Source organism: Pseudomonas putida, from assembly GCF_025905425.1.
Classification (GTDB): domain Bacteria; phylum Pseudomonadota; class Gammaproteobacteria; order Pseudomonadales; family Pseudomonadaceae; genus Aquipseudomonas; species Aquipseudomonas putida_AF.
The window spans coordinates 4888586-4914061 of record NZ_CP109603.1; the positions used below are offsets into that span (position 1 = coordinate 4888586).

The following is a 25476-nucleotide window of genomic DNA, read 5'->3' on the forward strand; positions in this document are numbered from 1 at the left end:
ATGTGAAACATTTGTCCTCGCCGCTGGGCATTGGACATTTGGCGTGGGCCGCATCGCTGCTTATCATTGCCGGCCGTTTTTATCTGACAACAAGAGTTTTTTTATGCGTCGCCTGCTGACCGGCATTCTCACAACCCTGCTGCTGCTGCTCAACACTGTGGTGATGATCTGCCCGCTGATGGTCTTCGCCCTGCTCAAACTGGTGCTGCCAGGCCGTGGCCGTGACTACGCCTCCGCTGCGGTGATGTGGTTTGCCGAAACCTGGTCGGAGATCGACAAGGCGATCTTCGCCCTGTGCATCCCCACCCAGTGGGACATCCGCGGCGTCGAGCGCCTGCGCAAGGACACCTCGTACCTGGCCGTGAGCAACCACCAGACCTGGGTCGACATCCCCGCGCTGATCGAAAGCCTCAACCGCCGCACGCCGTTCTTCAAGTTCTTCCTCAAGAAGGAGCTGATCTGGGTGCCGCTGCTGGGCCTGGCCTGGTGGGGGCTGGATTACCCGTTCATGAAGCGCTACAGCAAGGCGTTTCTGGACAAGCACCCCGAGCTCAAGGGCAAGGACCTGGAAATCACCAAGGCCGCCTGTGAGCTGTTCAAGCGCCAGCCGGTGACTGTGGTCAATTACCTTGAAGGTACACGCTTCACCGAGGCCAAGCGCCAGGAGCAGCAGTCGCCTTACCGCTACCTGCTGAAGCCCAAAGCCGGCGGCGTCGCCTTTGTGCTGGCGGCGTTGGGTGAGCAGCTGGATGCGCTGTTGGACGTGACCATCGTCTACCCCGGCAACCAAGCGCCTGGGTTCTGGGACTTGCTCAATGGCAGCATCAGTCGGGTGATTATCGACATTCAGGTGCGTGAGCTGGACCCGGCATTGTGGGAGGGGGATTACGAGAATGACCCGGCCTTCCGGCAGACCGTGCAGGCTTGGGTGAACCAGCTGTGGTTGGAGAAGGATCAGCGGATTGAGCAGTTGCGCGAAGAATTGCGCTAGGTCATTTGCCTGGTCCGGCCTCTTCGCGGGGCAAGCCCGCTCCCACAGTTCTACCACCGCTCTAAGACCTGTAGTGAACCTGTGGGAGCGGGCTTGCCCCGCGAAGAGGCCAATTAATCCCCTGCCAAAGCCCGATTAAAACCCTGGCTAATAATCAGCATAAGGATTACTTCTTTGTCACCTTCCACCTAAGTGGATAAAAATCGACCAAAGCACAATTACAAAAAATTGCCTGGATCGATCGATGGCCAACCAAACCAGCTCCAACCCCGCCCAACTTCGTCGCGTCCTGGGCCTGCCCGCCCTGGTGTTCTTCGGCCTGGTGTACATGGTCCCGCTGACCATCTTCACCACTTACGGCATCGTCACCGAACTCACCGGTGGCCGCACCGCAGGCGCCTACCTGGTCACCCTGGTGGCCATGTTGTTCACCGCCGCGTCCTACAGCGTCATGGTCAAACGCTTCCCGGTCGCGGGTTCGGCGTATTCCTATACCAACATGGCCTTTGGCCAGAACGTTGGTTTCCTGGCGGGCTGGTCGCTGCTGCTCGATTACTTGTTCCTGCCAATGATCAACTACCTGCTGATCGGCCTGTTTCTCAACATCGCCTTCCCAGCGGTGCCCGCCTGGGCCTTCGTGCTCGCCTCCATCGCCCTGGTGACCGTGCTCAACGTGGTCGGCATCAACTCGGTGGCTAAGACCAGCAACCTGATCGTCGGCGCGCAAATCGTGTTCATCGGTGTGTTCGTGGCGTTGTCCTGCCAGACCCTGGCCGGCCAACCGGTAGACCTGCTCTCGCCGCTGATGGGTGACGGCACACAACCTGGCTTCGGCCCGCTGATGGCCGGTGCTGCAGTGCTGTGCCTGTCCTTCCTTGGCTTCGATGCCGTCTCGACCCTGGCCGAGGAATGCCGCGATGCCCGCCGCGATGTGCCACGGGCAATCATCCTCACCACGCTGTTTGCCGGAGTGCTGTTCACCGCGCTGGCCTACGTCAGCCAACTGGTGCTGCCAGGCAGCACCTTTGCCAATGCCGATGCGGCAGCCAACGAGGTGATGTTCAAGGCAGGCGGGCAATTCCTGGCCAACTTCTTCACCGCAGCGTTCGTTGCCGGCAGCCTGGGTTCAGCACTGGCCTCGCAGGCGGCAGTGTCGCGCATTCTGTTCACCATGGGCCGGGACAAGGTGCTGCCACGCCGTAGCTTCGCTTACCTGTCGCCGCGCTTTGGTACGCCGGTGTTCGCCATTTTGCTGGTGTCGGCGTTCTCGCTGCTGGCGTTGGTGATCGACCTGTCCACCCTCGCTTCGCTGATCAGCTTTGGCGCGCTGGTGGCGTTCTCGGCGGTGAACCTAGCAGTGGTGAAGACCCACCTGATGGACGATGCCAGCCAGCGCAATGCCAAGGGGCTGTTGAGTTATGGCGTGGTGCCGCTGGTGGGGTTGGGGCTGACACTGTGGCTGTGGACCAGCCTGTCGGCGCTGACGTTGGTGATTGGGTTGTGCTGGTTTGCGCTGGGGCTGGCGTATCTTGCCGTTCTGACTGCCGGCTTCCGTCGTCCGGTTCTACTGACGGACTTCTCCGAGGCGGGCTGAGGTCCGCCGCAAGTACTGACAATTCTGCCAGTTGTGCGTGGCCTCGCGAAGACAAAGACTTACGTAACACCGTCTTTTGCGAGGTACCCGCCATTGAGAACAGCCGCCCTGGCCTACACCCCATACGGATACATCGACAGTCAAGCTTGGTTGGCCACCCTGCTTGGCTTCAATGGCGAAAAGAACGACCCCCTCACCAGCATCTACCCATTAGGACAAGGTTACCGTAGCTACAGTCCAACCCTGATGCGCTTCCATAAGCCCGATAACCTGAGCCCCTTTGGGCAGGGCGGATATAACACTTACGCATACTGCAACTGTGATCCGATCAATTTCCGGGATGATACAGGTCATGCGCGAACAATTGCTCAGCGACGGCAGTTCTGGGTTGATCTTATCCAGTCGGCCCAATCCTCAACTACCCCTTTAAAACGAGCGCCAACAAAGAAAGTGAGATTTAACAGAAAGATAACTGGCCGTATCTATCCGGGCGAACACGACGTACAGACAGGCAGGCTTATTGAAGAAAAACAGTCATTACAAGTTTACATTCACAAGCTCACTCAGCGCGTAAAACGAAAAACAGAAGACTTCAATTTTCTCATGGAGCCGTCGACGCCTGACCTCGCGAAAAGTTTTGGCATCAGTGAGAAAAGATACCAGACTTCGCTGGAGGCACTCGCCACATGGCTTGACGACGCGCAAGATCGGTTGAAAAACCTTAACTCCACACTCAGAAGCTATCCAGTCTAATGGTCAAGCATGAGGAATATCTGATTGGCGGGGGCGAAGCGGTCCCTTGCAGATGCTCCAGAGTTTCTGACATACGTGCATGACCCGAAAATGCGTGCCAATTACCTTGCGAAACTCGCCAGCATCCGTAGTGAAGTGCCAAAACAGCAAGATTGATTGAACGTGGCGATGGTCAGGTGGTTCCACTCCTGACCAACCCCATGTCCAGCCCAATCAAACCGATGGCGTATTCACTGGCGCCGGCGTGGTCCACAGGCTCCCCAGGTTCTGCAGCAACGACCCGGCGATGCCCTGCTGGCCCAGGTACTGCAGAATCAGAGGGGCAAACTGGCCGATCATCCCGGTGTCCATCCCCAGCGCCTTGAACGCAGTGTCCAGGTCGTTGCGGTTCTCGACGTTGTTGCCCAGGGCATTGCTCAGCGCCGACTGGCTTTCGCTGTTCTTGCCCAGCAAATCGCCCAGCCCGCTCAACCCGCCGAGCGCATTGGCACCCGACAGCAGGTCCAGCCCAGGCACGGCTTTGGTCAGCTGACCATAATCGTCAGAGCTCAGGTTATTGCGCGCCAACCCCAACATCGCCCCTGCCCCGCCCACGGCCTGTTCCGGGGTGATCTTCAGTTCACTGCCCAGGGTATTGAGCAAATTGGCCTGCGCCTCGGGCGCCTGCACCTGGCCCTGCTGTTTCTGGTTCTGCATGGCGGATACGGCGTTGGCGGCATCGCTAAGGTTGAAGGCGAACACCGGGCTTGCGGCCAGGGTCATCAGGGTTGCAAGGGTGAAGGCTTTCATCGGGAGGGACCTCGTGGGCCGGGATGGCAGGGGGAAACGAGGATTTGACTCTAGGTTTGGGGGTTTGTTCCAAATGCCTCAGCACCTGATAAATCTGCTAGTTGTACTGGCAAATTGGGGCATGCAAAGTAAGCACTCTCGATACCTTTTCAAAGGCAGCAATCCATGACCAAAAGTCCAGTATCTCGGGTTCTGCGGAACACTGAGATGGCAACGCGGGCGCCCGAGAAATTGGCAGCCTCAGATATAATTCACTTTTACCAGAACGGGCACATAGCAACCGAAATATCAATTCAGGGCAATCGACAGATACTATGGGCGCAAGAAACACCTATTGCACAGCTCGGACAGTCCAAACAAATAAGCTTGCTGCCGGTCGACCGTGCCAACTCAATTCTCGGAATGCCGTTTGAGGCTGTCTCACTACCACCTTATGGATATCTCCCGCCCCAAGACATCAGGACATTAATCATATTCAACGGACAATGGCGCGACCCTTTAAGCCAAATGGACATTCTGGGTAATGGATACCGTCCATTTAATACTGCAATCAGACGCTTTTGCGCTCCAGACGTACTTCAGAGCCCATTTGGCGATGGTGGAGCAAACTCATACGCTTACTGCGAAAATGATCCAATTAACAAAACAGACTCATCTGGGCAAGCGTCAATGTGGCTTATCAGTGGTCTGAAGGGACTGGGAAACGCGCTGGGTTTCAGAACCCCATCTCGCAATCGTCCTAATATGCCCAACCGCCCCGCAAGAACGGCAAACAACGACTATTCATCAGGTCCCGTACGCCGACCCAATGAGGGTAGACCACTGCCAGAGCCCCCCGTGGGAGGGCGGATAGCAGAATCGCGCAGCAACAACCAATCAGGCATTGGATACTCCTCTCCAAACGACGCAGATCAAGCGAGTTATCTAAATTCCAAATTGAACGACATTGAAAGTAATCTATTGGCTTTAGGTGGGGAAAGATCCAGGCTTAAAGCGGCAATAAGCAGGCAAACTAGAATCGGCAATAAGCCTGCAGGTGAAAAAAGATTACTCTCACAAGTCGATAGAGAAATTCATTCTAAGACCAATGAATACAATCAAATGAACGACCGAATTACGAGACTAAGATCTGGACAAATCTAACATATAAAAAGCACGGCAAAGGGTTGAGCGGATCGATTTCCTGAGCTACTAGAGCCAATATTTTCGCGGGCATGACTCTGGCTCGAGGCTGCTATTGGGCCGGAACCTTTATGAAAAAGCCCCTCGAACAGAGGGGCTCTTCTAATTCGACGTTATTTACGCAGCACCCCACATCTTATGCGGGTCGATCACAAATTTCTTCGGCACACCCGCATCAAACTCGCCATACCCTTCCGGCGCCTGATCCAGGTTGATCACCTGCACGCCTACCACTTCTGCAATGTTGATCCGGTCCCACATGATCGCCTGCATCAGCTGGCGGTTGTATTTCATGGTCGGGGTCTGGCCGGTGTGGAAGCTGTGCGACTTCGCCCAGCCCAGGCCAAAGCGGATGCTCAGTGCGCCGATCTTGGCGGCGGCGTCGGAGGCGCCCGGGTCTTCAGTCACGTACAGGCCCGGGATACCGATACTGCCGGCGACGCGGGTAACCTGCATCAGCGAGTTCAGCACGGTGGCCGGGGCTTCATGCTTGGCGCCTTCGTGGCCGTGGCCGCGGGCCTCGAAACCGACAGCATCCACCGCGCAATCCACTTCTGGCTCACCGAGGATGTCGATGATCTGCTCGTGCAGCGGGGTGTCCTTGGACAGGTCGACCACTTCAAAGCCCTGGGACTTGGCGTGGGCCAGGCGGGCCTGGTTGAGGTCACCCACGATCACGCAGGCGGCGCCCAGCAGACGCGCCGAGGCAGCAGCGGCCAGACCAACCGGGCCAGCACCCGCGACGTAAACGGTGCTGCCTGGGCCAACGCCCGCAGTCACGGCGCCGTGGTAGCCAGTCGGCAGAATGTCGGACAGGCAGGTCAGGTCACGGATCTTCTCCATGGCCTTGTCGCGATCCGGCAGTTTCAGCAGGTTGAAGTCAGCGTACGGCACCAGCACGTATTCAGCCTGGCCACCGGTCCAGTCGCCCATGTCGACGTAGCCGTAGGCGCCGCCAGCGCGGGCCGGGTTGACGGTGAGGCAGACACCGGTGTGCATCTCTTTGCACGAGCGGCATCGGCCGCACGCCACGTTGAACGGTACCGACACCAGGTCGCCTTTTTTCAGGCGTTCGACATCACGCCCCAACTCGACGATTTCACCGGTGATTTCGTGGCCCAGAACCAGGCCGACCTGGGCAGTGGTGCGACCGCGGACCATGTGCTGGTCGGAGCCGCAGATGTTGGTGGAGACCACCTTGAGAATGACGCCGTGTTCGATCTTCTTGCCGCGCGGGTCCTGCATTTTCGGGTAGTCGATCTTCTGCACCTCGACCTTGCCGGCGCCGAGATATACCACTCCACGATTGCCAGACATGCTCTTACCTCGCTTGATTATTATGTATGCAGCATTGGTTGAAGCGCCGCCATCCATGGGCGGCATGTGTTACTGGAATGCAGGGAATTGTGGGCCTGATGGGGCGGGGGGCAGTGACTGGAAACGACAGAAAGATGCCTTTTTACGGCAGGGAAAAATGTGTTGGGCCATTCGCGGGCAAGCCCGCTCCCACAGGTACAGCGCCGCCTTCGAAAGCGGCGCTGTACCTGTGGGAGCGGGCTTGCCCGCGAAGAGGCCGGAACAGACTGTCAGAGAACGACAGTCCTGTTGGCGTTCAGGAACACCCGCCGCTCAATGTGATACCCCACCGCCCGCGCCAAGGTCAGGCACTCGATATCCCGCCCCTTGGCAATCAGGTCCTCGGGATAATGGCTGTGGTCCACCACCTCGACCCCCTGGGCAATGATCGGCCCTTCATCCAGGTCGTTGTTGATGTAGTGCGCCGTAGCGCCAACCATCTTCACGCCCTTGTTGTACGCCTGGTGGTAAGGCTTGGCGCCCTTGAACCCCGGCAACAGCGAGTGGTGAATATTGATCGCCCAACCGTCCAGGCGCCGGCACAACTCGGGCGACAACACCTGCATGTAACGGGCAAGGATGACCAGTTCAGCGCCAGTCTCCTCGATCACTTGCAGCACCTTGCGCTCTTGCCCGGCCTTGTCGTTGGGGTCGAGGGCAAAATGGTAGTAGGGAATCTTGTGCCAGTGCGCCAAGGGTTCGAGGTCTGGGTGGTTGGACACCACCGCAACCACGTCCATGCTCAGTTGCCCGATGCGCTGGCGATACAGCAGGTCGTTCAGGCAGTGGTCGGCCTTGGACACCATGATCACCACCTTGGGGCGATGATTCGGCGCGGTCAGCTCGAAAGCCATGCCAAACGCATCACTGCGTTCGGCGAGGCCGGCACGAAAGCCGACCTCATCAAAATCGTCCGGCTGGCGGAACTCGACGCGAATGAAGAAGCGCCCCGACTGCCGGTCATCGAAGGAGTGGTGCTCCGTCACGTAGCAGCGCTGCTCGAAGAGGTAACGCGTCACCACGTCGACGGTACCGAGCATGCTCGGGCAGTCGGCGGTGAGAATCCAGGTATCCGGTGCCCGACTCATGTTCTGCTCTCCTTAGGCCTCGATGCTCAGGCCGAACTCGGCCGAAGCGTCCTGCAGCCACAGCCACCAGTAATCGGCGAAGCTGCGGCGAATCACCAGTTCCCAGGTGTCTTCGGCGGTGCGGCGGATCACCAGTTGCGACTTGGCGAACACGGTGCCGACGGCCTTGCCCACTGGGAAGTTGTTTGGGTGAACATCATAGCTGGTGGACTTCATCAGCACTTCACGCACGTTCGGGCCGCGCAGTTCCAGCAGGCTTTGCCCGCCGCTGACGTTAACTACCTGGATGTGCTGGCCTTCAAGGGCCGCGCGCAGTTTTTGCTCAACGGCAAACTCCTGGCCGCCTGGGACGATCAGCAGCCACTCGTCGGGGCCCATCCACTGCAGCGACATGTCGCTGTTGGCAACCACGGTCAGGGCCACCGGCAGCTCCAGGCCCAAGGCCTTGTGCACGCCTGCGGCGAATTCCGGATTGTGGCCGTCGCCACGCAGGGTCAGGTGACCGAGGAGTTTTTTCTCACGCAGGGTCACGCCTGCGTTCTTGCGGCCTTTGCCAACCAGGCTGGCCAGGTCGGCATGGTGCAGCGGCGACTGAGCCTTGGCTTCGGCGCCGGGGTTTTGCTGGAAGACGTTGATAGCGCTCATTTCTTACCTGCCTTGAATTCTGTTGTCCGTAAGACCGGAGGTCAGATGCAATGCCCGAATGCTAGCTGTGGCCTGTGGGAGCGGGCTTGTCCCGCGAAGAGGGCGGTGAAGCCACCATCGCATTCGCGGGGCAAGCCCGCTCCCACAGGGCTTGCATTTCAAGCAGACCTATCTCAGGGCCTTAAACGTTCTGCCGCTCACCCTTCGGATCGAAGAACACCGAAGACACGATTTCCGCCTCGATCACGCTGCCGTCGGCCTGCGGCGAGTACACACGCTCGCCCATGCGCTTGAGGCCGCCTTTGACCACACCCATGGCGAACGAATAGCCCAGGGAGTTGGAGGCATAGCTGGAAGTGACGTGGCCGACCATGTCCATCGGGATCGGTTGCTTGGGGTCGAACACCAGTTGCGCGCCCTCAGGCAGCCACTGGGTCGGGTCCACAGGCTTCAGGCCGACCAACTGCTTGCGGTTGTCGCGCAGGCAGTCTTCGCGGTTCATGCCACGCAGGCCGATCCACGAGAACGGCTTGTTGCGGCCCACGCACCAGCTCATGTTCAGGTCGTCCGGGTTCATCGAGCCGTCAGTGTCCTGGCCCACGATGATGAAGCCCTTCTCGGCACGCAGCACGTGCATGGTCTCGGTGCCATACGGGGTCAGGTTGTATTGCTTGCCCGCCTCGATGATCTTTTCCAGCACGCCCATGGCGTAGTTGGCCTGCACGTTCACTTCGTACGACAGCTCACCGGTGAACGAGATGCGGAACACACGGGCCGGTACGCCAGCGACGGTGCCTTCCTTCCAGGTCATGAACGGGAAGGCGTCCTTGTCCAGGTCGATGTCGTCGGTCAGCGCGCTCAGCAGCTTGCGGCTGTTGGGGCCGGACAGGGTCATGGTCGCCCAGTGGTCGGTGACCGAGGTGAAGTACACCTTCATCTCTGGCCATTCGGTCTGGTGGTACAGCTCCAGCCACTGCAGCACGCGGGCGGCGCCGCCGGTGGTGGTGGTCATGTAGAAGTGGTTGTCGCCGACGCAGGCGGTCACGCCGTCGTCGAAGACCATGCCGTCTTCCTTGCACATCAGGCCGTAGCGGGCCTTGCCCACGTCGAGCTTGGTCCAGGCGTTGCTGTAGATGCGGTTGAGGAACTCACGCGCGTCCGGGCCCTGGATGTCGATCTTGCCCAGGGTCGAGGCGTCGAGCAGGCCGACGCTGTCACGCACAGCCTTGCACTCGCGGGCCACGGCGGTGTGGATGTCTTCACCGGCTTTCGGGAAGTACCAAGGGCGCTTCCACTGGCCGACGTCCTCGAACTCGGCGCCGTTCTTCACGTGCCAGCCATGCAGCGCGGTGAAGCGTACAGGTTCGAACAGGTGACCACAGTGACGGCCCGCTACTGCACCGAAGGTTACCGGTGTGTAGTTGGGGCGGAACATGGTGGTGCCCATTTCCGGAATGGTGATGCCGATCGAACGGGCGGCGATGGCCAGGCCGTTGATGTTGCCCAGTTTGCCCTGGTCGGTACCGAAGCCCAGCGCGGTGTAGCGTTTGACGTGTTCGACCGACTCGAAACCTTCACGGGTGGCCAGCTCGATACCGGCAGCGGTCACGTCGTTCTGTTGGTCGACGAACTGCTTCGGCCCTTTGCTGCCCTTGTCGTGCGGCACCTGGAACAGTGCCACGGTGGCTTCTTCCTTACGCGCCACGGTTTTCGGCAAGGTGCCGGTGCTGGCCTTGAAGCCGGCTTCAGTGGCTGCGCGAACGCCGCCTTCAAAGCCATCGGCAATCACGTCGCCGAGGGCGTAGACACCATGGATACCGCCGACGCAAACGCGTTTTTGCGGGGCATCGCCCGGCACGAAGCCGAGGATGTCATCGCGCCATACCGGGCGACCGCCCAGGTGCGATGCCAGGTGGACGATCGGGCTGTAGCCGCCGGAGCTGGCGATCAGGTCGCACTCAAGGGTTTCGCCTGGGCTGGTGACTTTATGGGCCTGCACGTCGATGGCGGCCACGCGGGCGCCGGTCACGTGCTTGCTGCCTTTGGCCTCGACCACGGCGCTGGAGGTGAGGATGCGGATGCCCTTGGCACGTGCTTCCTCAACCAGCGAGCCACGTGGATTGTGGCGAGCGTCGGCGATGGCGACCACTTGCAGGCCTGCGTCGTGCCAGTCCAGCGCGGCGCGGTAGGCGTGGTCGTTGTTGGTCGACAGCACCAGCTTGCGGCCTGGGGCCACGCCGTAACGGCGCACGTAGGTGGACACGGCACCGGCCAGCATGTTGCCCGGCACGTCGTTGTTGCCGTACACCAGCGGGCGCTCGTGGGCGCCAGCGGCCAGTACCACACGGCCGGCACGCACACGGTGCACGCGGTGACGCACCTGGCCGATCGGCGCGCGGTCGCCGAGGTGGTCGGTAAGGCGCTCGTGGATGGTCAGGAAGTTGTGGTCGTGGTAGCCGTTGACCGTGGCGCGAGGCAGCAGGGTTACTTCAGGCAGGCTTGCCAGCTCTTTGACTACGGCATTCACCCAGTCAGCGGCAGGCTTGCCGTCGAGGGTTTCGCGGGTGTCGAGCAGGCTGCCGCCGAACTCTTCCTGTTCATCGGCGAGGATCACGCGGGCGCCGCTGCGGGCTGCTGCCAGGGCGGCGGCCAGGCCAGCAGGGCCGGCGCCGACAATCAGCACGTCGCAGTGCTGGTTCATGTAGTCGTAGCTGTCCGGGTCGTTCTGCAGCGGCGCACGGCCAAGGCCTGCCGCTTTACGGATGTACTTCTCGTAAGTCATCCAGAACGATTTCGGGTACATGAAGGTTTTGTAGTAGAAGCCCGGCGGCATCATGCTGCCGCCGACCTTGCCGAGGATGCCCATGACGTCGTTGTTGACGTTCGGCCAGCCGTTGGTGCTGGTGGCGACCAGGCCGGCGTACAGCGCCTGCTGGGTGGCACGCACGTTGGGGATCTGGGTGGCTTCGCTGGAGCCGATCTGCAGGATGGCGTTCGGCTCTTCGGTACCGGCGGCGATGATGCCGCGCGGGCGCGAGTACTTGAAGCTACGGCCAACGATGTCGACGCCGTTGGCCAGCAGCGCGGCGGCCAGGCTGTCACCGGCATAACCTTGGTAGGTCTTGCCGTTGAAGGTGAAGTTCAGGACCTTGCTGCGGTCGATACGGCCGCCGCTGGCGAGGCGATAGGTCTGGCTCATACTTTTTCCCCTTGGCCTTTGACGGTCGACGGTGCGCTGTTTTGCTTGCCGTTGGCGGTCACCTGCGGCTTCTCGCCAATCTTGTAGGTTTCCAGAATCTCGTAGGTCACGGTGTCGCGGGTGACGTTGAAGTACTGACGGCAGCCGGCAACGTGGTCCCACAGTTCATGGTGAATACCGCGCGGGTTGTCGCGGAAGAACATGTAGGTACCCCACTCCTCGTCGGAGCAGGCAGCAGGGTCCAGCGGGCGGGCGATGTGCGCCTGGCCAGAGGCGTGGAACTCTTCTTCGGAGCGCAGCTCGCCGCAGTGGGGACAAAAAATATGCAACATGACGGTGTCTCCGGTTAGTGGGCGACGGCGGCGGCGCCGTGTTCGTCGATCAGTGCGCCGTTGTAGAAACGGTCCATGGAGAACGGCGCAGCCAGCGGGTGCATCTCGCCTTTGGCCAGGCTTGCGGCAAAGACGTTGCCCGAGCCCGGGGTCGCCTTGAAGCCGCCGGTGCCCCAGCCGCAGTTGAAGAACATGTTCTTGACCGGGGTCTTGGAGATGATCGGGCAAGCGTCCGGCGAGGTGTCGACGATGCCGCCCCACTGGCGGTTCATGCGCACGCGCGAGAGGTTGGGGAACATCTCGACGATGGCCTGCAGGGTGTGCTCGATCACCGGGTACGAACCGCGCTGGCCGTAGCCGACCCAGCCGTCGATACCGGCACCGATCACCAGGTCGCCCTTGTCGGACTGGCTGATGTAGCCGTGCACGGCGTTGGACATGATCACGCTGTCGATGATCGGCTTGATCGGCTCGGACACCAATGCTTGCAACGGGTGCGATTCCAGCGGCAGGCGGAAGCCGGCCAGTTTGGCCATGTGCCCGGAGTTACCAGCGGTGACCACGCCGACGCGCTTGGCGCCGATGAAGCCTTTGTTGGTTTCGACACCGATGACCGCGCCGTTTTCCTTGCGGAAACCGATCACTTCGGTCTGCTGGATCAGGTCCACGCCCAGGGCGTCGGCGGCACGGGCGTAACCCCAGGCCACGGCGTCGTGACGGGCAACACCACCACGACGCTGAACGGTCGCGCCGAGGATCGGATAACGGGTGTTCTTCGAGCAGTCCAGGTACGGGATTTCGGCCGCGACCTGGGCGGTGTTCAGCAGTTCGCCATCGACGCCATTGAGGCGGTTGGCGCTGACACGGCGCTCGGAGTCACGAATGTCCTGCAGGGTGTGGCACAGGTTGTAGACGCCGCGCTGGGAGAACATCACGTTGTAGTTGATGTCCTGGGACAGGCCCTCCCACAGCTTCATGGCGTGTTCGTACAACTGCGCCGATTCGTCCCACAGGTAGTTGGAGCGCACGATGGTGGTGTTACGGGCGGTGTTGCCGCCGCCCAGGTAACCCTTCTCGATCACTGCAACGTTGGTGATGCCGTGTTCCTTGGCCAGGTAGTAGGCCGTGGCCAGGCCATGGCCGCCACCGCCGACGATGACCACGTCGTAGACCTTTTTAGGGGTCGGCGTGCGCCACATGCGCTGCCAGTTTTCGTGGTGGCTGAGGGAGTGTTTGAAGAGGCCGAAGCCCGAGTAGCGTTGCATGGTCGTTTACTCCACTCAGCGGTAAACAGGGAAGTCTGCGCACAGCGCCGCGACGTTCTTCGCCACATCGGCTTCGACGTCAGCGTCACCGAGGTTGTCGAGGATGTCGCAGATCCAGCCGGCCAGGGCCACACACTGGGCGACCTTGAAGCCGCGAGTGGTGACGGCCGGGGTGCCGATGCGCAGGCCCGAGGTGACGAACGGCGACTGCGGGTCGTTCGGCACGGCGTTCTTGTTGACGGTGATGTGCGCGCGGCCAAGGGCGGCGTCGGCATCTTTACCGGTGAGGCCCTGGCGGATCAGGCTGACCAGGAACAGGTGGTTGTCAGTACCACCGGAAACCACGTCGTAGCCGCGGTCAATGAACACCTGGGCCATGGCCTGGGCGTTTTCGATCACTTGTTGCTGGTAAGCCTTGAAGCCAGGCTCCAGCGCTTCCTTGAAGCACACGGCCTTGGCGGCGATGACGTGCATCAGCGGGCCGCCCTGGGCGCCCGGGAAGACTGCGGCGTTGAGCTTTTTCTCGATCTCTTCGTTGGACTTGGCCAGGATCAGGCCGCCACGCGGACCACGCAGGGTCTTGTGGGTGGTGGTGGTGACCACATCGGCGAACGGGATCGGGTTCGGGTACAGGCCAGCGGCAACCAGGCCGGCAACGTGGGCCATGTCGACGAACAGCAGCGCACCGACCTTGTCGGCGATGGCGCGGAAGCGTGGGAAGTCGAGGGTCTTGGAGTAAGCCGAGAAGCCGGCAACGATCATTTTCGGTTTGTGCTCGACCGCCAGGCGCTCGACTTCGTCGTAGTCGATCAGGCCGGTGTCGGTGTTGATGCCGTACTGCACAGCGTTGTACAGCTTGCCCGAAGACGACACTTTGGCGCCGTGGGTCAGGTGGCCGCCGTGGGCCAGGCTCATGCCCAGGATGGTGTCACCGGCCTGCAGCAGGGCCAGGTAGACCGCGCCGTTGGCGGAAGAACCGGAGTGCGGCTGAACGTTGGCGTAGTCGGCACCGAACAGTTGCTTGGCGCGCTCGATGGCCAGTGCCTCGACCTTGTCCACGTGCTCGCAGCCACCGTAGTAGCGCTTGCCTGGGTAGCCTTCGGCGTACTTGTTGGTCAGGCCGCTGCCTTGGGCCTGCATGACGCGCTTGCTGGTGTAGTTCTCCGAGGCGATCAGTTCGATGTGATCTTCCTGGCGCTGTTCTTCGGCATTCATCGCCGCCAGCAGTGCGTCGTCGTAACCCTGGATCTGGTCTTGCTTGCTGAACATCGTGTATCTCCCGGCAGCGATCGTTTTTTGTCGTGGGGCACTGTGGCCCTTTATGGCGATGTTATGACTGGCGGGGTCGGGTCAGATGCCTGCGCACGCCTTGCAATGGCGCGTTTACGACATTGGCATTTGTGTTGTGCATGCCGGCCTCTTCGCGGGGCAAGCCCGCTCCCACAATGGCCGCGTGCACAGGGCCACTGTGGGAGCGGGCTTGCCCCGCGAAGAGGCCGGCATGAACAACGCATAAGTGGAGGTTGCACAGTTGTATAGGCAACTGCTGAATCGATGGTTTAGAGTGCTGTTCTGCGTCGTTCACAGGACCGTGCCATGACAGATAAGAGCCAACAATTCGCCAGCGACAACTATTCCGGCATCTGCCCCGAAGCCTGGGCCGCGATGGAGAAAGCCAACCACGGCCACGACCGCGCTTACGGCGACGACCAGTGGACCGAGCGTGCCTCGGAATACTTTCGCAACCTGTTCGAAACCGACTGCGAGGTGTTCTTCGGCTTCAACGGCACCGCCGCCAACTCCCTGGCCCTGGCCTCGTTGTGCCAGAGCTACCACAGCGTGATCTGCTCCGAGACCGCCCACGTCGAAACCGACGAATGCGGCGCGCCGGAGTTCTTCTCTAACGGCTCCAAGCTGCTGACTGCGCCCAGCGTCAACGGCAAGCTGACGCCACAATCGATCCGCGAAGTGGCGCTCAAGCGCCAGGACATCCACTACCCCAAGCCACGCGTCGTCACCCTCACCCAGGCCACCGAAGTGGGCACCGTGTACCGCCCCGACGAGCTCAGGGCGATCAGTGCCACCTGCAAGGAGCTGGGCCTGAACCTGCACATGGACGGGGCACGCTTTACCAATGCCTGCGCGTTCCTCGGTTGCAGCCCGGCCGAGCTGACCTGGAAGGCCGGTGTCGATGTGCTGTGTTTTGGCGGCACCAAGAACGGCATGGCGGTGGGTGAGGCGATCCTGTTCTTCAATCGCCAGCTGGCGGAAGATTTCGACTACCGCTGCAAGCAGGCCGGGCAGTTGGCGTCGAAGATGCGTTTCTTGTCCGCGCCCTGGGTCGGGCTGCTGGAAGACGGCGCCTGGCTGCGCCATGGCAACCACGCCAACCACTGTGCGCAGTTGCTGGCATCGTTGGTCAGTGACTTGCCGGGGGTGGAGCTGATGTTCCCGGTGGAAGCCAACGGGGTGTTCCTGCAGATGCCGGAGCCAGCGATTGAAGCGCTGCGTGGCAGGGGCTGGCGGTTCTATACCTTCATTGGTAGTGGTGGGGCGCGGTTCATGTGTTCGTGGGATACCGAGGAAGCGCGGGTGCGGGAACTGGCGGCGGATATCCGCTCGATCATCACTGCCTGACAGATCGCATTCGCGGGCAAGCCCGCTCCCACAGGGTTGTGCATGCCCCTGTAGGAGCGGGCTTGCCCGCGAATGCGATGGCAGTAGCTCCAGCGATCTAAAGCCTGAACCCACTCATCTGCCGCGCCAGGTCATCAGCCAAGCCACGCAACGCCTGACACTCCTCCCGGCACCCCTGCACCTCCGCCGCCGTTTCCCGGGCCAGGTCGGAAATCCCCTGCACAGTCCGGTTGATCTCCTCAGTCACCGCCGATTGCTCTTCAGTCGCTGTAGCCACTTGGTGGTTCATGTCGCTGATGTGCTCGACCTGATCGGTAATCGCCCCCAACGAGGCCCCGGTACGCTGGCTCGACTCAACGCCACAGCCCGTCGCCTGCTGCCCGGCCTGCATCGACGTCACCGCTGAACCGGCCCCTTGCTTTAGGCGCTGGATCATTTGCTGCACTTCATCCGTGGACAACTGGGTTCGCCGCGCCAGGGTACGTACTTCATCGGCAACCACGGCAAAGCCACGCCCCATCTCCCCTGCCCGCGCCGCCTCGATGGCAGCATTCAACGCCAAGAGGTTGGTTTGCTCGGAAATACTGCGGATCACCGCCAATACTTCATCGATCGAGGCGACTTCATCGGCCAACTGCGCTACCGCATCCGCAGCCTTGCCGATGTCACCCGACATACCTTCGATACCCTGGATCGAGCGCCGCACCACATCACGCGCCTGCAAGGCTTCGTCGCGCGCCGACTGTGAAGCCTCGGCTGCATTGCCGGCATTGCGGGCAATGTCCTGCACCGTCAGCCCCATTTCGTGGACGGCGGTGGCAACCATCTCGGTCATTTCTTGCTGCCGCCCCGAGCGTTCAGCTGTGTTGTCCACCACCTGAGTGACCTGTTCAACGGCCAGGTGCAACCGCTCGGTCGTGCGCAGCACCTCACCGATCAACCCGCGCTGGCTGTCGAGAAAACGGTTGAAGCCGCGGGCCAGGTCGCCTAATTCGTCCTGGCGGGAATCATCCAGGCGATGGCTGAGATCACCCGCGCCACTGCCAATCTGCACCAGCGCAGCGGTAACGCGGCGGATAGGCCGCACCAGTCCACGCGCCAGCAATACCACCAACAGCAGCGACAGCAGCGCGACGCCACCACCGATCACGGTGGTCAGCCAAACCGCCTGGTGCATCTGCGCAAAGATCTCGGCCTCAGGCACCTCGGCGACCAGGGTCCAGTTCAGGTCGCGCAGCGGCAGGCCCAACGCCAGGTAGTCTTCGCCATCGCGCTGGAAGCGGCTGGTGCGCAGGCCCTGGTCGCCACTCATGACCGCCTTCGCCGCGTGCGCATCGAGCTGTTCGTCGAGCTGGCGCTTGCCGCTGAAGGCATTGTCCGGGTGCACCTGGATCAGGCCATCGTTGCGCACCAGAAACACCTTGCCGTGCTCGCCAAAGCTGAAGTCATGGATCAGTTTCGACAGTTGGGTCATGCGCAGGCCCATGCCGGCCACGCCCACCAGCTTGCCGTCCTTTTCCACGCGGTAGTCGATGAACAGCGCCAGCTCGCCGGTGGCGCCGTCGATATCGATATTGATCAGGCGCTCGGCGCCGCTGTCGATGTAGCCGTAAAACCACTTGTCCTTGGGGTTGGCCCGACTCAGGGTGCGGTCCAGGCCATTCTCGTTGTAGTAGTGGCCGGTCTCGGTCGAGGCGAACAGCGTGGTAAAGGCTTTGTTCCGCTGCTTGGCAGCGTCGAGGTACTCGATGAAGCGCAAGGCTTGGGCAGGGTCTTCGCCATCGGCGAGCCAATCGCGCAGCAGGGTATTGCCAGCAATGTCGGCCGCAGCCACCAACGGCTGGCCGAGCATACGCTCGATGTCGTTACGGATGGCTTCGACACTGGCTGGCAACGCTGTGTCGACCAGGTAGCGTTCGGTCAGGCGGTTGAGCGCCACCGTGAAAATGATCACCACCACCAGGATGCTCGCCAGCAGGGCCGCGCCCATGCTTGCGATCAATTGCCACTGGATGCTCTTACGCCAGATACGCATGCCCTTGCTCCCCGCCAATTATTGTTTTGGGGGAAGTGTATACACTTGCGTATCCAGTTATTCCAGTGACTTGGAACAACCAAAAACAACTGTGGGAGCAACTGTCTTCTTGTGGAAGCTGGCCTTGCCGGCGATGGGGCGCGTAGCGCCCCAGGCCCGGCTGTGCCGGGCATCGCCAGCAAGGCTTGCTCCTACGAATGAGCTATTTGCTCCTTCCAGGGCGTTCCGGTCTTGAGCATCGCATTTAGCCTCACTATCAATACTCGCATACACGCCACCACCGATACTTTCGCGCACTTCCCCTGGGCTCGCAGTGCTTTGTAGCGCTCGCAGAAGTCCTTGTTGTGCCGTATCACCACCCAGCAGGCCATATAGAGCGCCCGCCTGACTTGTGAGCGTCCCCCCCAGATTGAACGCTTGCCCGACTGCTTGCCGCTGTCCTGGTTGAACGGCGCAACACCGACCAAGGCGGCAATTTCCTTCTTATCCACCTGGCCCAGCTCTGGCAGCAAGGCCATCAGCTTTCCGGCAGTAATCAGACCAATTCCTTTGACTTGAGTGAGCTGTTTAACCCGATCATCAGGCAAAGCTGCTGCCTGCTGTGCGATCTCTTGTTCCAGCGCTCGAATTTCACCCTTCAGATAGGCGATGTGTTGTTCCAACCGCAAACAAACACTGGGAGCCCGCGCCTGCTTCAGGCGCCGCTTGTCATCGTCGCGCTGTTGGACGAAGCGATCCCGCTGCATAAGCAGTTCGCGCAGCAAAGCCCGCTCGGGTGTCATCACCTGGCAAGGCCGTGGGGGCATAACTTCAGCCAGGTGAGCCAAAACAGCTGCGTCAATGGGATCGGTCTTGGCGCGTTTACCCATCGACTTGGCAAAGTCCCGGGCACGACTGGGATTGATCCGGCAAACCGGAAAATCGGCATCCTGCAGCGCTTTGAGGACATTGCACTCGTAGCCACCGGTAGCTTCGAGCAAGACCATTGAAATTGCATACTCGCCAAGCTTTTCGACGAGCAGTTGGAATCCCTTCAAGTCATTGGAAACACTGAAGTTCACCCCCTCAGGACGGATGTGAACAGCAAGTGTGGCACTGGAAACATCGATGCCGACAGAGGAAGACATGGCCAAACCCTCTTAAACTCAAGGAGTGAGAGCGCTTTGGCTTGGCCCACGCTTGTGATTCGAGATTACGCCCCTCATCCAACTGTTCGGGCTCTCGCCAAAGTGGAACGGTGAATGGCAGCTTTTGCTCCCACACGTGCTCTGGGCACCTCGGGCTATCAGCTTGCCATTCACCGCTCTCACTTCAGATTCTATTCCCTCTCCAAGACACAAGCGGGCTTGCCCGCGAATGCAGCGGTGAATTCACCATCGCATTCGCGGGCAAGCCCGCTCCCACAGGGGTTCGGCAGGGTGCTGCTTATTGTTCGGCGATAGTCCGAACGATCGCATCCACCGTGGCGTCGATCTGCGCCTGGGTGCGCGCAAGCGTCTGCTGGTGTTCCTTCTGCAGCTCAACCTGCTTGGAGCACAGGTTCAGTGCAGCCAGCACCAGCAGCTTATCGCCGATCAGGGTCGGATAAGAACGCTTGGTCTCAGCCAGGGCGGTGTTGAGCATCCGCACTGCCTGCGCCAGGGTTTCTTCCTGGCCTTCGGGCGCCTTGATCGAATAGTCGCTGCCGAGGATCGACACGACATTGACCGGCTGCGCTTGCAGACTCATGCGTTGACGACACCCGCATTGGCGCGATCAACCAGCGCCTGGATACGTGCGGCTGTGGCGCCGTTCTTTTCTTCCTGCTCCATCAGCGACAGCTGCAGGGTTTCGTTTTCTTCCTTGGCCTGGGCCAGTTGCTGACCAAGGGTGGTGTTCTGCTCGGTGAGTTGAGCGTTTTTCTGCATCAGGTCGCTGACCAGTTGCTCGATTTGATTCAGGGAGGCTTCCAGCATGGGTCTATCTCAGGTTGTTGCAAAGGCCGCACACGATAAAGAAAAGCGTGAGTCCTCGCCATTAAATATCGGATTCTTAAGGTTTCTAACCCGCAGATTGACAGGGTAACCGCCCGCTTGTTCCGACCTGGATCAACCGCCGGTCAGGAAAAGGTTAGCGCGCTCACAATTTTCACTGCGCTCGCTCAAGACTAACCCGTCACGACCGATAGCCAGGCAAGTCATATTTCGTCGCTGCTCCCTGCGACCTCTTCCCTTTGCCTGGATTGCTCCTTCCATGTCCCTACGCAACATGAACATCGCCCCGCGCGCGCTGCTCGGCTTCGCGCTGATCGGCCTGCTGATGCTCGGCCTCGGCATTTTCTCGCTCATGCAGATGGGCAACATCCGCCAGGCGGGTGTCGCCATCGAAAGCATCAGCGTGCCCAGCATCAAGTCGCTCGACGAGCTCGCTGCGCTGAACCTGCGTATGCGCACCCTCTCCTATCGCCTGCTGCTCAACCGCGAACCGGAGACGCAGCGCGACACCCTCAACCTGCTGGACCAGCGCAACACCCAGATCGACCAGGCGCGCCGCGCCTACGAGCCCATGATCGGCGCACCCGACGAGCAAGCCGCCTACGATCAATACAGCCAACTGCTCAATCAGTACCGCCAGCTGGAGGCGCGCATGCGCAGCCTGAGCCAGGCGGGCCGCACCGACGAACTGCGCGACCTGCTCAACCGCGACCTGCTGGCCAACTCCGAGCAGATCAACAAGGTCATGGACACCCTGGTGCGCATCAACACCGACCAGACCCGCGCCACCAACGAAACGGCTGCCGGCCAGTACGCATCTGCTTTCGCGCTGGTGATCGGTCTGTTGATCGCAGCCACCTTGTTGACGCTGGTGTGCGCGTTCCTGCTGACCCGCAGCATCGTCAAACCGATTGAAGACGCGCTCAAATGCGCCGAGCAGGTTGCCGACGGTGACCTGACCCACGTCATACGCGCCGAAGGCACCGACGAAGCCGCCCGCCTGCTGCGCGCCATGGCCCGCATGCAGGATAAGCTGCGCGATACTCTGCAATTGATTGCAGGCTCCGCGACCCAGCTGGCATCTGCGGCGGAAGAGCTCAATAGCGTCACCGATGAAAGCGCCCGCGGTTTGCAACAGCAGAACAACGAAATCGAACAGGCCGCTACCGCCGTCACCGAAATGACCAGCGCCGTGGAAGAAGTGGCACGCAACGCGGTCAGCACCTCGGAGGCCTCGGGCGAAGCCAGCCGTTCGGCCGGCGACGGGCGCGACCTGGTACTGGAGACTGTTGGCGCCATCGAACGCATGAGCGGTGATGTACAGGCCACTGCCACGCTGATCACCCACTTGGCCGAGCAGTCGCGCGACATCGGCAAGGTGCTCGACGTGATCCGTGGCCTGGCCGACCAGACCAACCTGCTGGCACTTAATGCCGCGATCGAAGCGGCCCGTGCCGGTGAGGCAGGCCGTGGCTTTGCCGTGGTGGCCGATGAGGTGCGGGCACTGGCCCATCGTACCCAGCAGTCGACCAGCGAAATCGAGCGGATGATCGGGAGCATTCAGGGCGGTACCGAAGAGGCGGTGGAGTCGATGCGCACCAGCACCGAACGTGCCGCATCGACCCTGAACATCGCCCGTGGTGCGGGCATGGCGCTTGATACCATTGCGGGTGCCGTGGCGCAGATCAACGAGCGAAACCTGGTGATCGCCAGCGCGGCGGAAGAACAGGCGCAGGTAGCGCGGGAGGTGGACCGCAACCTGGTGAATATCAATGACCTGTCGGTGCAGAGCGCGACCGGGGCGCATCAGACCAGCGCGGCGAGTGCGGAGTTGTCGCGGTTGGCGGTGGACCTGAACGGGCTGGTGGCCCGCTTCCGTACCTGAAAACTGCTGGGGCCGCTTTGCGGCCCATTCGCGGGGCAAGCCCGCTCCCACAGGCTTATCACAGGTCTGAAATCAGTGGTCACCTGTGGGAGCGGGCTTGCCCCGCGAAGGGGCCGACACTGCTACCCAACATCCAGCAACCATTCCCCGCCTCACGACACGGCCACTTAACCTAGTGTTTCCCTGAATCTTACTTCAGGGAACATCACATGGACCGTGCCCAATCCCACCTGCTGCGCCGTGGCCGTTTCTCACAGCCCGGTGGTCTCTACCTACTGACCACGGCAACCCATGAGCGAAAGCGGATCTTCACCCAACTGCAGTTCGCCCGGGGCGTGATCCAGCAACTGAGGCAGACAGAAACCGATGGGCTTTGCCGATCCCTGGCCTGGGTGGTAATGCCTGACCATGTGCATTGGCTGATCGAATTGCGAAGTGGCACGTTGTGTTGCCTGATGCGCAGGTTCAAGTCATGCAGCAGTCATGCACTTTATAAGCGGGGCATGCCACGCGCAAAGGTATGGCAGCCGGGCTATCAGGACCGGGCCTTGCGTCGGGAGGAGAGTGTCGTGCAGGTGGCGAGGTACATCGTTGCCAACCCCGTAAGAGCAGGGCTGGTAGACCGTGCTGGCGATTATCCACATTGGGATGCAGTCTGGATTTGATGGCCCTTTCGCGGGGCAAGCCCGCTCCCACAAGTCCCCCGTAACCTTCAAGCCCGCGGTGAACCTGTGGGAGCGGCCTTGTGCCGCGAATGGCCGCAGAGCGGCCCCTTGGGTCTCCCACAAGCCCCCCGTAACCTTCAAGCCTGCGGTGAACCTGTGGGAGCGGCCTTGTGCCGCGAATGGCCGCAGAGCGGCCCCTTGGGTCTCCCACAAGCCCCCCGTAACCTTCAAGCCTGCGGTGAACCTGTGGGAGCGGCCTTGTGCCGCGAATGGCCGCAGAGCGGCCCCTTGGGTCTCCCACAAGTCCCCCGTAACCTTCAGCCCGCGGTGAACCTGTGGGAGCGGCCTTGTGCCGCGAATGGGCCGCAGAGCGGCCCCTTGGGTCTTTGGATCAGTAATCGATCCGCACATCCCCTTTAGGCACACTGCAGCACGACAGGATGTACCCCTCGGCCTCGTCTTCCTCGGTAATCCCGCCGTTGTGCTCCATCTCCACCTCGCCGCCCAGCTTGAGTACCTTGCAGGTGCCGCAAATGCCCATGCCGCATGCTTTGGGAATCATCAGCCCGACCTTCGCCGCCGCCGCATGCACGGTCTCGCCCGGGGCGATGCGAATACTCTTCTCGCTGCCGATGAACTCCACCAGGTTGAGGTCCGAGACATCCAGTTCCGGCGCATCGGCGGCCTGCTCGGCGTGTTCCACGGCATCGGCCTTGGCCTCTGCAGGCGTGGCACCGAACGATTCCTCGTGGTAGTTCTTCATGTCGAAGCCGACGGCTTCAAGCATGCGCTTGACCGCGCTCATGTACGGCGTCGGGCCGCAGCAGAACACCGTGCGTTCCATGTAGTCGGGCGAAATCAGCTCCATCAGGCGCTGGTTCAGATACCCACGGTAGCCCGCCCACGGCTCACCCAGCCCGTGCTTCTCACAAATGATGTGCAGGCTGAAGTTGGGGATGCGCGACGCCATCTGCTCCAGCTCGCGGTGGTAGATGATGTCCTTCGGCGAGCGGGCGCTGTGCACGAAGACCATGTCGACATTGGCGTTGGTGTCGTAGAACCAGCGCGCCATGGACATCACCGGGGTAATCCCGACACCGCCCGAGAGGTACAGCACCTTGCCCGCCGGGAAGTCGATGGCGTTGAACAACCCCACCGGCCCGTGCACCGGCAGTTCGGCGCCTTCGTGCATGGTGTCGTGCAGGTAGTTGGAGACATGCCCGCCCGGCACCCGCTTGACCGTGATCGAGAAACTGTACGGCACCGACGGCGAACTGGAGATGGTGTAGGAGCGCATCACCGGCTTGCCTTCGATCTCCAGCTCCAGGGTGACGAACTGCCCGGGCTTGAAGAAGAACATGATCGGTTGGTCGGCCATGAAGCAGAACGTGCGCACGTCCCAGGTCTCCTGGATGACCTTGACGCAGCGCACGATGTGGCGGCCGTTGGCCCAGGTCTGGGTGGTGACCGGATTGAGGAAGGTATCGGACATGTTCATCTCCAGCAGCCGACTATTGGCCTTTTTATGGCGTCGATAATGCGCAAGCTGAAGGCGACGTACATTCCTGCCTGCGACATCGGCGTACTTATCGCGACCAGCCCCATGCTGCAAGGGCTGTGGCGTCGTTATTCAAATCGGCCATGTCGCCCATGGATACGGTTCACGACGCCTTCGGACGCACACTCCACGGCAAAAGAACCTGCTGTTTTTTTTACGACAGCCTTGCGGCACCACAACAATGATTAGCCACCTTTTGCCGGCCGCACACGGCCCCGAGGACCACACGATGGACGTCACCGCAACCCTGAGCCTGGGCGATCCACTGGAAGCAGCACGCACGGCCACCGCCGAGATGCTGCAGACCCGCGAGCGCACCTACTCGCTGCCCCAGCCTTTCTACACCGACGAGCGTCTGTTCCAGATCGACATGCAGGAGATCTTCCACAAAGAGTGGCTGATCGCCGGCATGACTTGCGAGATTCCGGCCAAAGGCAACTTCATCACCCTGCAGATCGGCAAGAACCCGATCATCGTCATCCGTGGCGCCGAAGGTAAGGTGCATGCCTTCCACAACGTCTGCCGACACCGCGGCTCGCGCCTGTGCACCAGCGACAAGGGCAAGGTGGCCAAGCTGGTCTGCCATTACCACCAGTGGACCTACGAGCTGGACGGCCGCCTGCTGTTCGCCGGCACCGAAATGGGCGCCGACTTCGACATGAAGGAATACGGCCTCAAGCCTGTGAACGTGAAGGTTGCGGGTGGCTACATCTTCATCAGCCTGGCGGAAAACCCGCCAGCCATCGACGAGTTCCTGGCCACTCTGGACCATTACATGGAACCGTACGACATGGAGAACACCAAGATCGCGGTGCAGACCCAGTTGCTGGAAAAGGCCAACTGGAAGCTGGTACTGGAAAACAACCGCGAGTGCTACCACTGCAGCGGTTCGCACCCAGAGCTGCTGAAGACCCTGCTCGAATGGGACGACACCAACGACCCGCGTGCCAGCCAGGAATTCAAAGACCACGTGGCCGCTTCTGCCGCCGCCTGGGAAGCCGAGAAAATCCCGTACCTGCACAAGAGCCACGGCCTGCGTAACCGCATCGTGCGCATGCCGCTGCTCAAGGGCACCGTGTCGATGACCATGGACGGCAAGCAGGCCTGCCAGAAGCTGATGGGCCGCATCAAGAACCCGGACCTGGGCTCGATGCGCATCCTGCACCTGCCGCACTCGTGGAACCACTGCATGGGCGATCACATGATCGTCTTCACCGTGTGGCCGATCAGCGCCCAGGAGACCTTGGTCACAACCAAGTGGCTGGTGCACAAGGACGCGGTCGAAGGCGTCGACTACGACCCAGCGCAGATGCGCAAGGTGTGGGACGCCACCAACGACCAGGACCGCCGCCTGGCGGAAGAGAACCAGCGCGGGATCAACTCTACCGCTTACCAGCCAGGGCCTTACTCGAAGACCTATGAGTTTGGTGTGGTGAACTTTATTGACTGGTATAGCCAGCGGGTGCTGGAGAACCTCGGGGCGGAGCCGGCGCCGTATTTGAAGGAAGTGCAGGCGCAGTAAGCAATCC

Annotated in this window: 20 protein-coding genes and 3 pseudogenes; 9 read left to right on the plus strand and 14 right to left on the minus strand. The window is 61.0% G+C overall.

Annotated elements, in window-relative coordinates:
- Nucleotides 1-103 precede the first annotated feature (103 nt).
- The 3 genes from OGV19_RS22065 (at nt 104) to OGV19_RS22075 (ending at nt 3338) form a co-directional block, all read left to right on the plus strand.
- The gene (locus OGV19_RS22065) at nt 104-991 is read left to right on the plus strand and encodes a 1-acylglycerol-3-phosphate O-acyltransferase, YihG family (RefSeq protein WP_264310635.1); all 888 of its coding nucleotides are present in this window, start codon (nt 104-106) and stop codon (nt 989-991) included.
- A 244-nt stretch (nt 992-1235) separates the two neighbouring features.
- The gene (locus OGV19_RS22070) at nt 1236-2585 is read left to right on the plus strand and encodes an APC family permease (RefSeq protein WP_264310636.1); all 1350 of its coding nucleotides are present in this window, start codon (nt 1236-1238) and stop codon (nt 2583-2585) included.
- 93 nt (nt 2586-2678) lie between these two features.
- Complete coding sequence (locus OGV19_RS22075) at nt 2679-3338, plus strand: RHS repeat-associated core domain-containing protein (RefSeq protein ID WP_264310637.1); 660 nt, start codon at nt 2679-2681, stop codon at nt 3336-3338.
- Nucleotides 3339-3551: 213 nt separating this feature from the next.
- On the opposite strand, the gene OGV19_RS22080 is transcribed toward OGV19_RS22075, so the two are convergent.
- The gene (locus OGV19_RS22080; RefSeq protein ID WP_264310638.1) at nt 3552-4127 is read right to left on the minus strand and encodes a DUF2780 domain-containing protein; all 576 of its coding nucleotides are present in this window, start codon (nt 4125-4127) and stop codon (nt 3552-3554) included.
- Between the two features lie 402 nt (nt 4128-4529).
- On the opposite strand from OGV19_RS22080, the gene OGV19_RS27895 reads away from it, so the two are divergent.
- Nucleotides 4530-5270: an RHS repeat-associated core domain-containing protein gene (locus tag OGV19_RS27895; protein ID WP_413470147.1), complete on the plus strand. Its 741-nt coding sequence runs from the start codon at nt 4530-4532 to the stop codon at nt 5268-5270.
- 156 nt (nt 5271-5426) lie between these two features.
- Here OGV19_RS27895 and fdhA read toward each other — a convergent pair whose 3' ends face one another.
- The 7 genes from fdhA to OGV19_RS22115 form a co-directional block, all read right to left on the minus strand.
- Nucleotides 5427-6626: a formaldehyde dehydrogenase, glutathione-independent gene (gene fdhA, locus OGV19_RS22085; RefSeq protein WP_027594311.1), complete on the minus strand. Its 1200-nt coding sequence runs from the start codon at nt 6624-6626 to the stop codon at nt 5427-5429.
- Between the two features lie 269 nt (nt 6627-6895).
- Nucleotides 6896-7753 carry a formyltetrahydrofolate deformylase gene (gene purU, locus OGV19_RS22090; RefSeq protein ID WP_264310639.1) on the minus strand — a complete coding sequence of 286 codons (858 nt, stop codon included), beginning with the start codon at nt 7751-7753 and terminating at the stop codon, nt 6896-6898.
- A gap of 12 nt (nt 7754-7765) precedes the next feature.
- Nucleotides 7766-8398, minus strand: a complete 633-nt coding sequence (locus OGV19_RS22095) for a sarcosine oxidase subunit gamma (RefSeq protein ID WP_264310640.1) — start codon at nt 8396-8398, stop codon at nt 7766-7768.
- A gap of 181 nt (nt 8399-8579) precedes the next feature.
- A complete protein-coding gene (locus tag OGV19_RS22100; protein ID WP_264310641.1) occupies nt 8580-11597 on the minus strand; it encodes a sarcosine oxidase subunit alpha in 3018 nt (1005 codons plus the stop codon).
- Complete coding sequence (locus OGV19_RS22105) at nt 11594-11929, minus strand: sarcosine oxidase subunit delta (protein ID WP_027594307.1); 336 nt, start codon at nt 11927-11929, stop codon at nt 11594-11596. The genes OGV19_RS22100 and OGV19_RS22105 overlap by 4 nt, the downstream gene beginning before the upstream one ends.
- A 14-nt stretch (nt 11930-11943) precedes the next feature.
- Nucleotides 11944-13194, minus strand: coding sequence for a sarcosine oxidase subunit beta family protein (locus tag OGV19_RS22110; protein ID WP_008089646.1), 1251 nt, complete (start codon nt 13192-13194; stop codon nt 11944-11946).
- Between the two features lie 15 nt (nt 13195-13209).
- The gene (locus OGV19_RS22115) at nt 13210-14463 is read right to left on the minus strand and encodes a serine hydroxymethyltransferase (RefSeq protein WP_016484535.1); all 1254 of its coding nucleotides are present in this window, start codon (nt 14461-14463) and stop codon (nt 13210-13212) included.
- Nucleotides 14464-14790: 327 nt separating this feature from the next.
- Between OGV19_RS22115 and OGV19_RS22120 the strand changes: the two genes are divergently transcribed.
- Entirely contained in the window at nt 14791-15831 is a 1041-nt protein-coding gene (locus OGV19_RS22120; RefSeq protein ID WP_264310642.1) for a threonine aldolase family protein, read from the plus strand.
- A gap of 97 nt (nt 15832-15928) precedes the next feature.
- On the opposite strand, the pseudogene mcpH reads toward OGV19_RS22120, so the two are convergent.
- The 5 genes and pseudogenes from mcpH to OGV19_RS22140 form a co-directional block, all read right to left on the minus strand.
- Nucleotides 15929-16435: pseudogene (gene mcpH / locus OGV19_RS27900) on the minus strand (methyl-accepting chemotaxis protein McpH); the annotation flags it as partial.
- Nucleotides 16436-16792: 357 nt separating this feature from the next.
- A pseudogene (locus tag OGV19_RS27905) lies at nt 16793-17866 on the minus strand (cache domain-containing protein); the annotation flags it as partial.
- Nucleotides 17867-18057: 191 nt separating this feature from the next.
- Nucleotides 18058-18993 carry an IS110 family transposase gene (locus tag OGV19_RS22130; protein ID WP_264309880.1) on the minus strand — a complete coding sequence of 312 codons (936 nt, stop codon included), beginning with the start codon at nt 18991-18993 and terminating at the stop codon, nt 18058-18060.
- Nucleotides 18994-19291: 298 nt separating this feature from the next.
- Nucleotides 19292-19594: a cell division protein ZapA gene (locus tag OGV19_RS22135; RefSeq protein ID WP_027594303.1), complete on the minus strand. Its 303-nt coding sequence runs from the start codon at nt 19592-19594 to the stop codon at nt 19292-19294.
- Complete coding sequence (locus OGV19_RS22140) at nt 19591-19821, minus strand: MreC domain-containing protein (protein ID WP_027594302.1); 231 nt, start codon at nt 19819-19821, stop codon at nt 19591-19593. The genes OGV19_RS22135 and OGV19_RS22140 overlap by 4 nt, the downstream gene beginning before the upstream one ends.
- 292 nt (nt 19822-20113) lie before the next feature.
- On the opposite strand from OGV19_RS22140, the pseudogene OGV19_RS27910 reads away from it, so the two are divergent.
- The 3 genes and pseudogenes from OGV19_RS27910 to OGV19_RS22150 all read left to right on the plus strand — a co-directional run.
- Nucleotides 20114-20869 (plus strand): annotated as a pseudogene (locus OGV19_RS27910) (MCP four helix bundle domain-containing protein); the annotation flags it as partial.
- Nucleotides 20861-21724: a methyl-accepting chemotaxis protein gene (locus tag OGV19_RS27915; RefSeq protein WP_413470148.1), complete on the plus strand. Its 864-nt coding sequence runs from the start codon at nt 20861-20863 to the stop codon at nt 21722-21724. The pseudogene OGV19_RS27910 and the gene OGV19_RS27915, both read left to right, overlap by 9 nt.
- Nucleotides 21725-21933: 209 nt before the next feature.
- On the plus strand, nt 21934-22389 hold the full coding sequence (locus tag OGV19_RS22150) for an REP-associated tyrosine transposase (RefSeq protein ID WP_264310645.1): 456 nt from the start codon (nt 21934-21936) through the stop codon (nt 22387-22389).
- A gap of 391 nt (nt 22390-22780) precedes the next feature.
- On the opposite strand, the gene gbcB is transcribed toward OGV19_RS22150, so the two are convergent.
- Nucleotides 22781-23881 carry a glycine betaine monooxygenase reductase subunit gene (gene gbcB / locus OGV19_RS22155; protein ID WP_264310646.1) on the minus strand — a complete coding sequence of 367 codons (1101 nt, stop codon included), beginning with the start codon at nt 23879-23881 and terminating at the stop codon, nt 22781-22783.
- Between the two features lie 295 nt (nt 23882-24176).
- Here gbcB and gbcA point away from each other — a divergent pair, with 295 nt between their 5' ends.
- The gene (gene gbcA / locus OGV19_RS22160) at nt 24177-25469 is read left to right on the plus strand and encodes a glycine betaine monooxygenase oxygenase subunit (RefSeq protein ID WP_264310647.1); all 1293 of its coding nucleotides are present in this window, start codon (nt 24177-24179) and stop codon (nt 25467-25469) included.
- Nucleotides 25470-25476 lie beyond the last annotated feature (7 nt).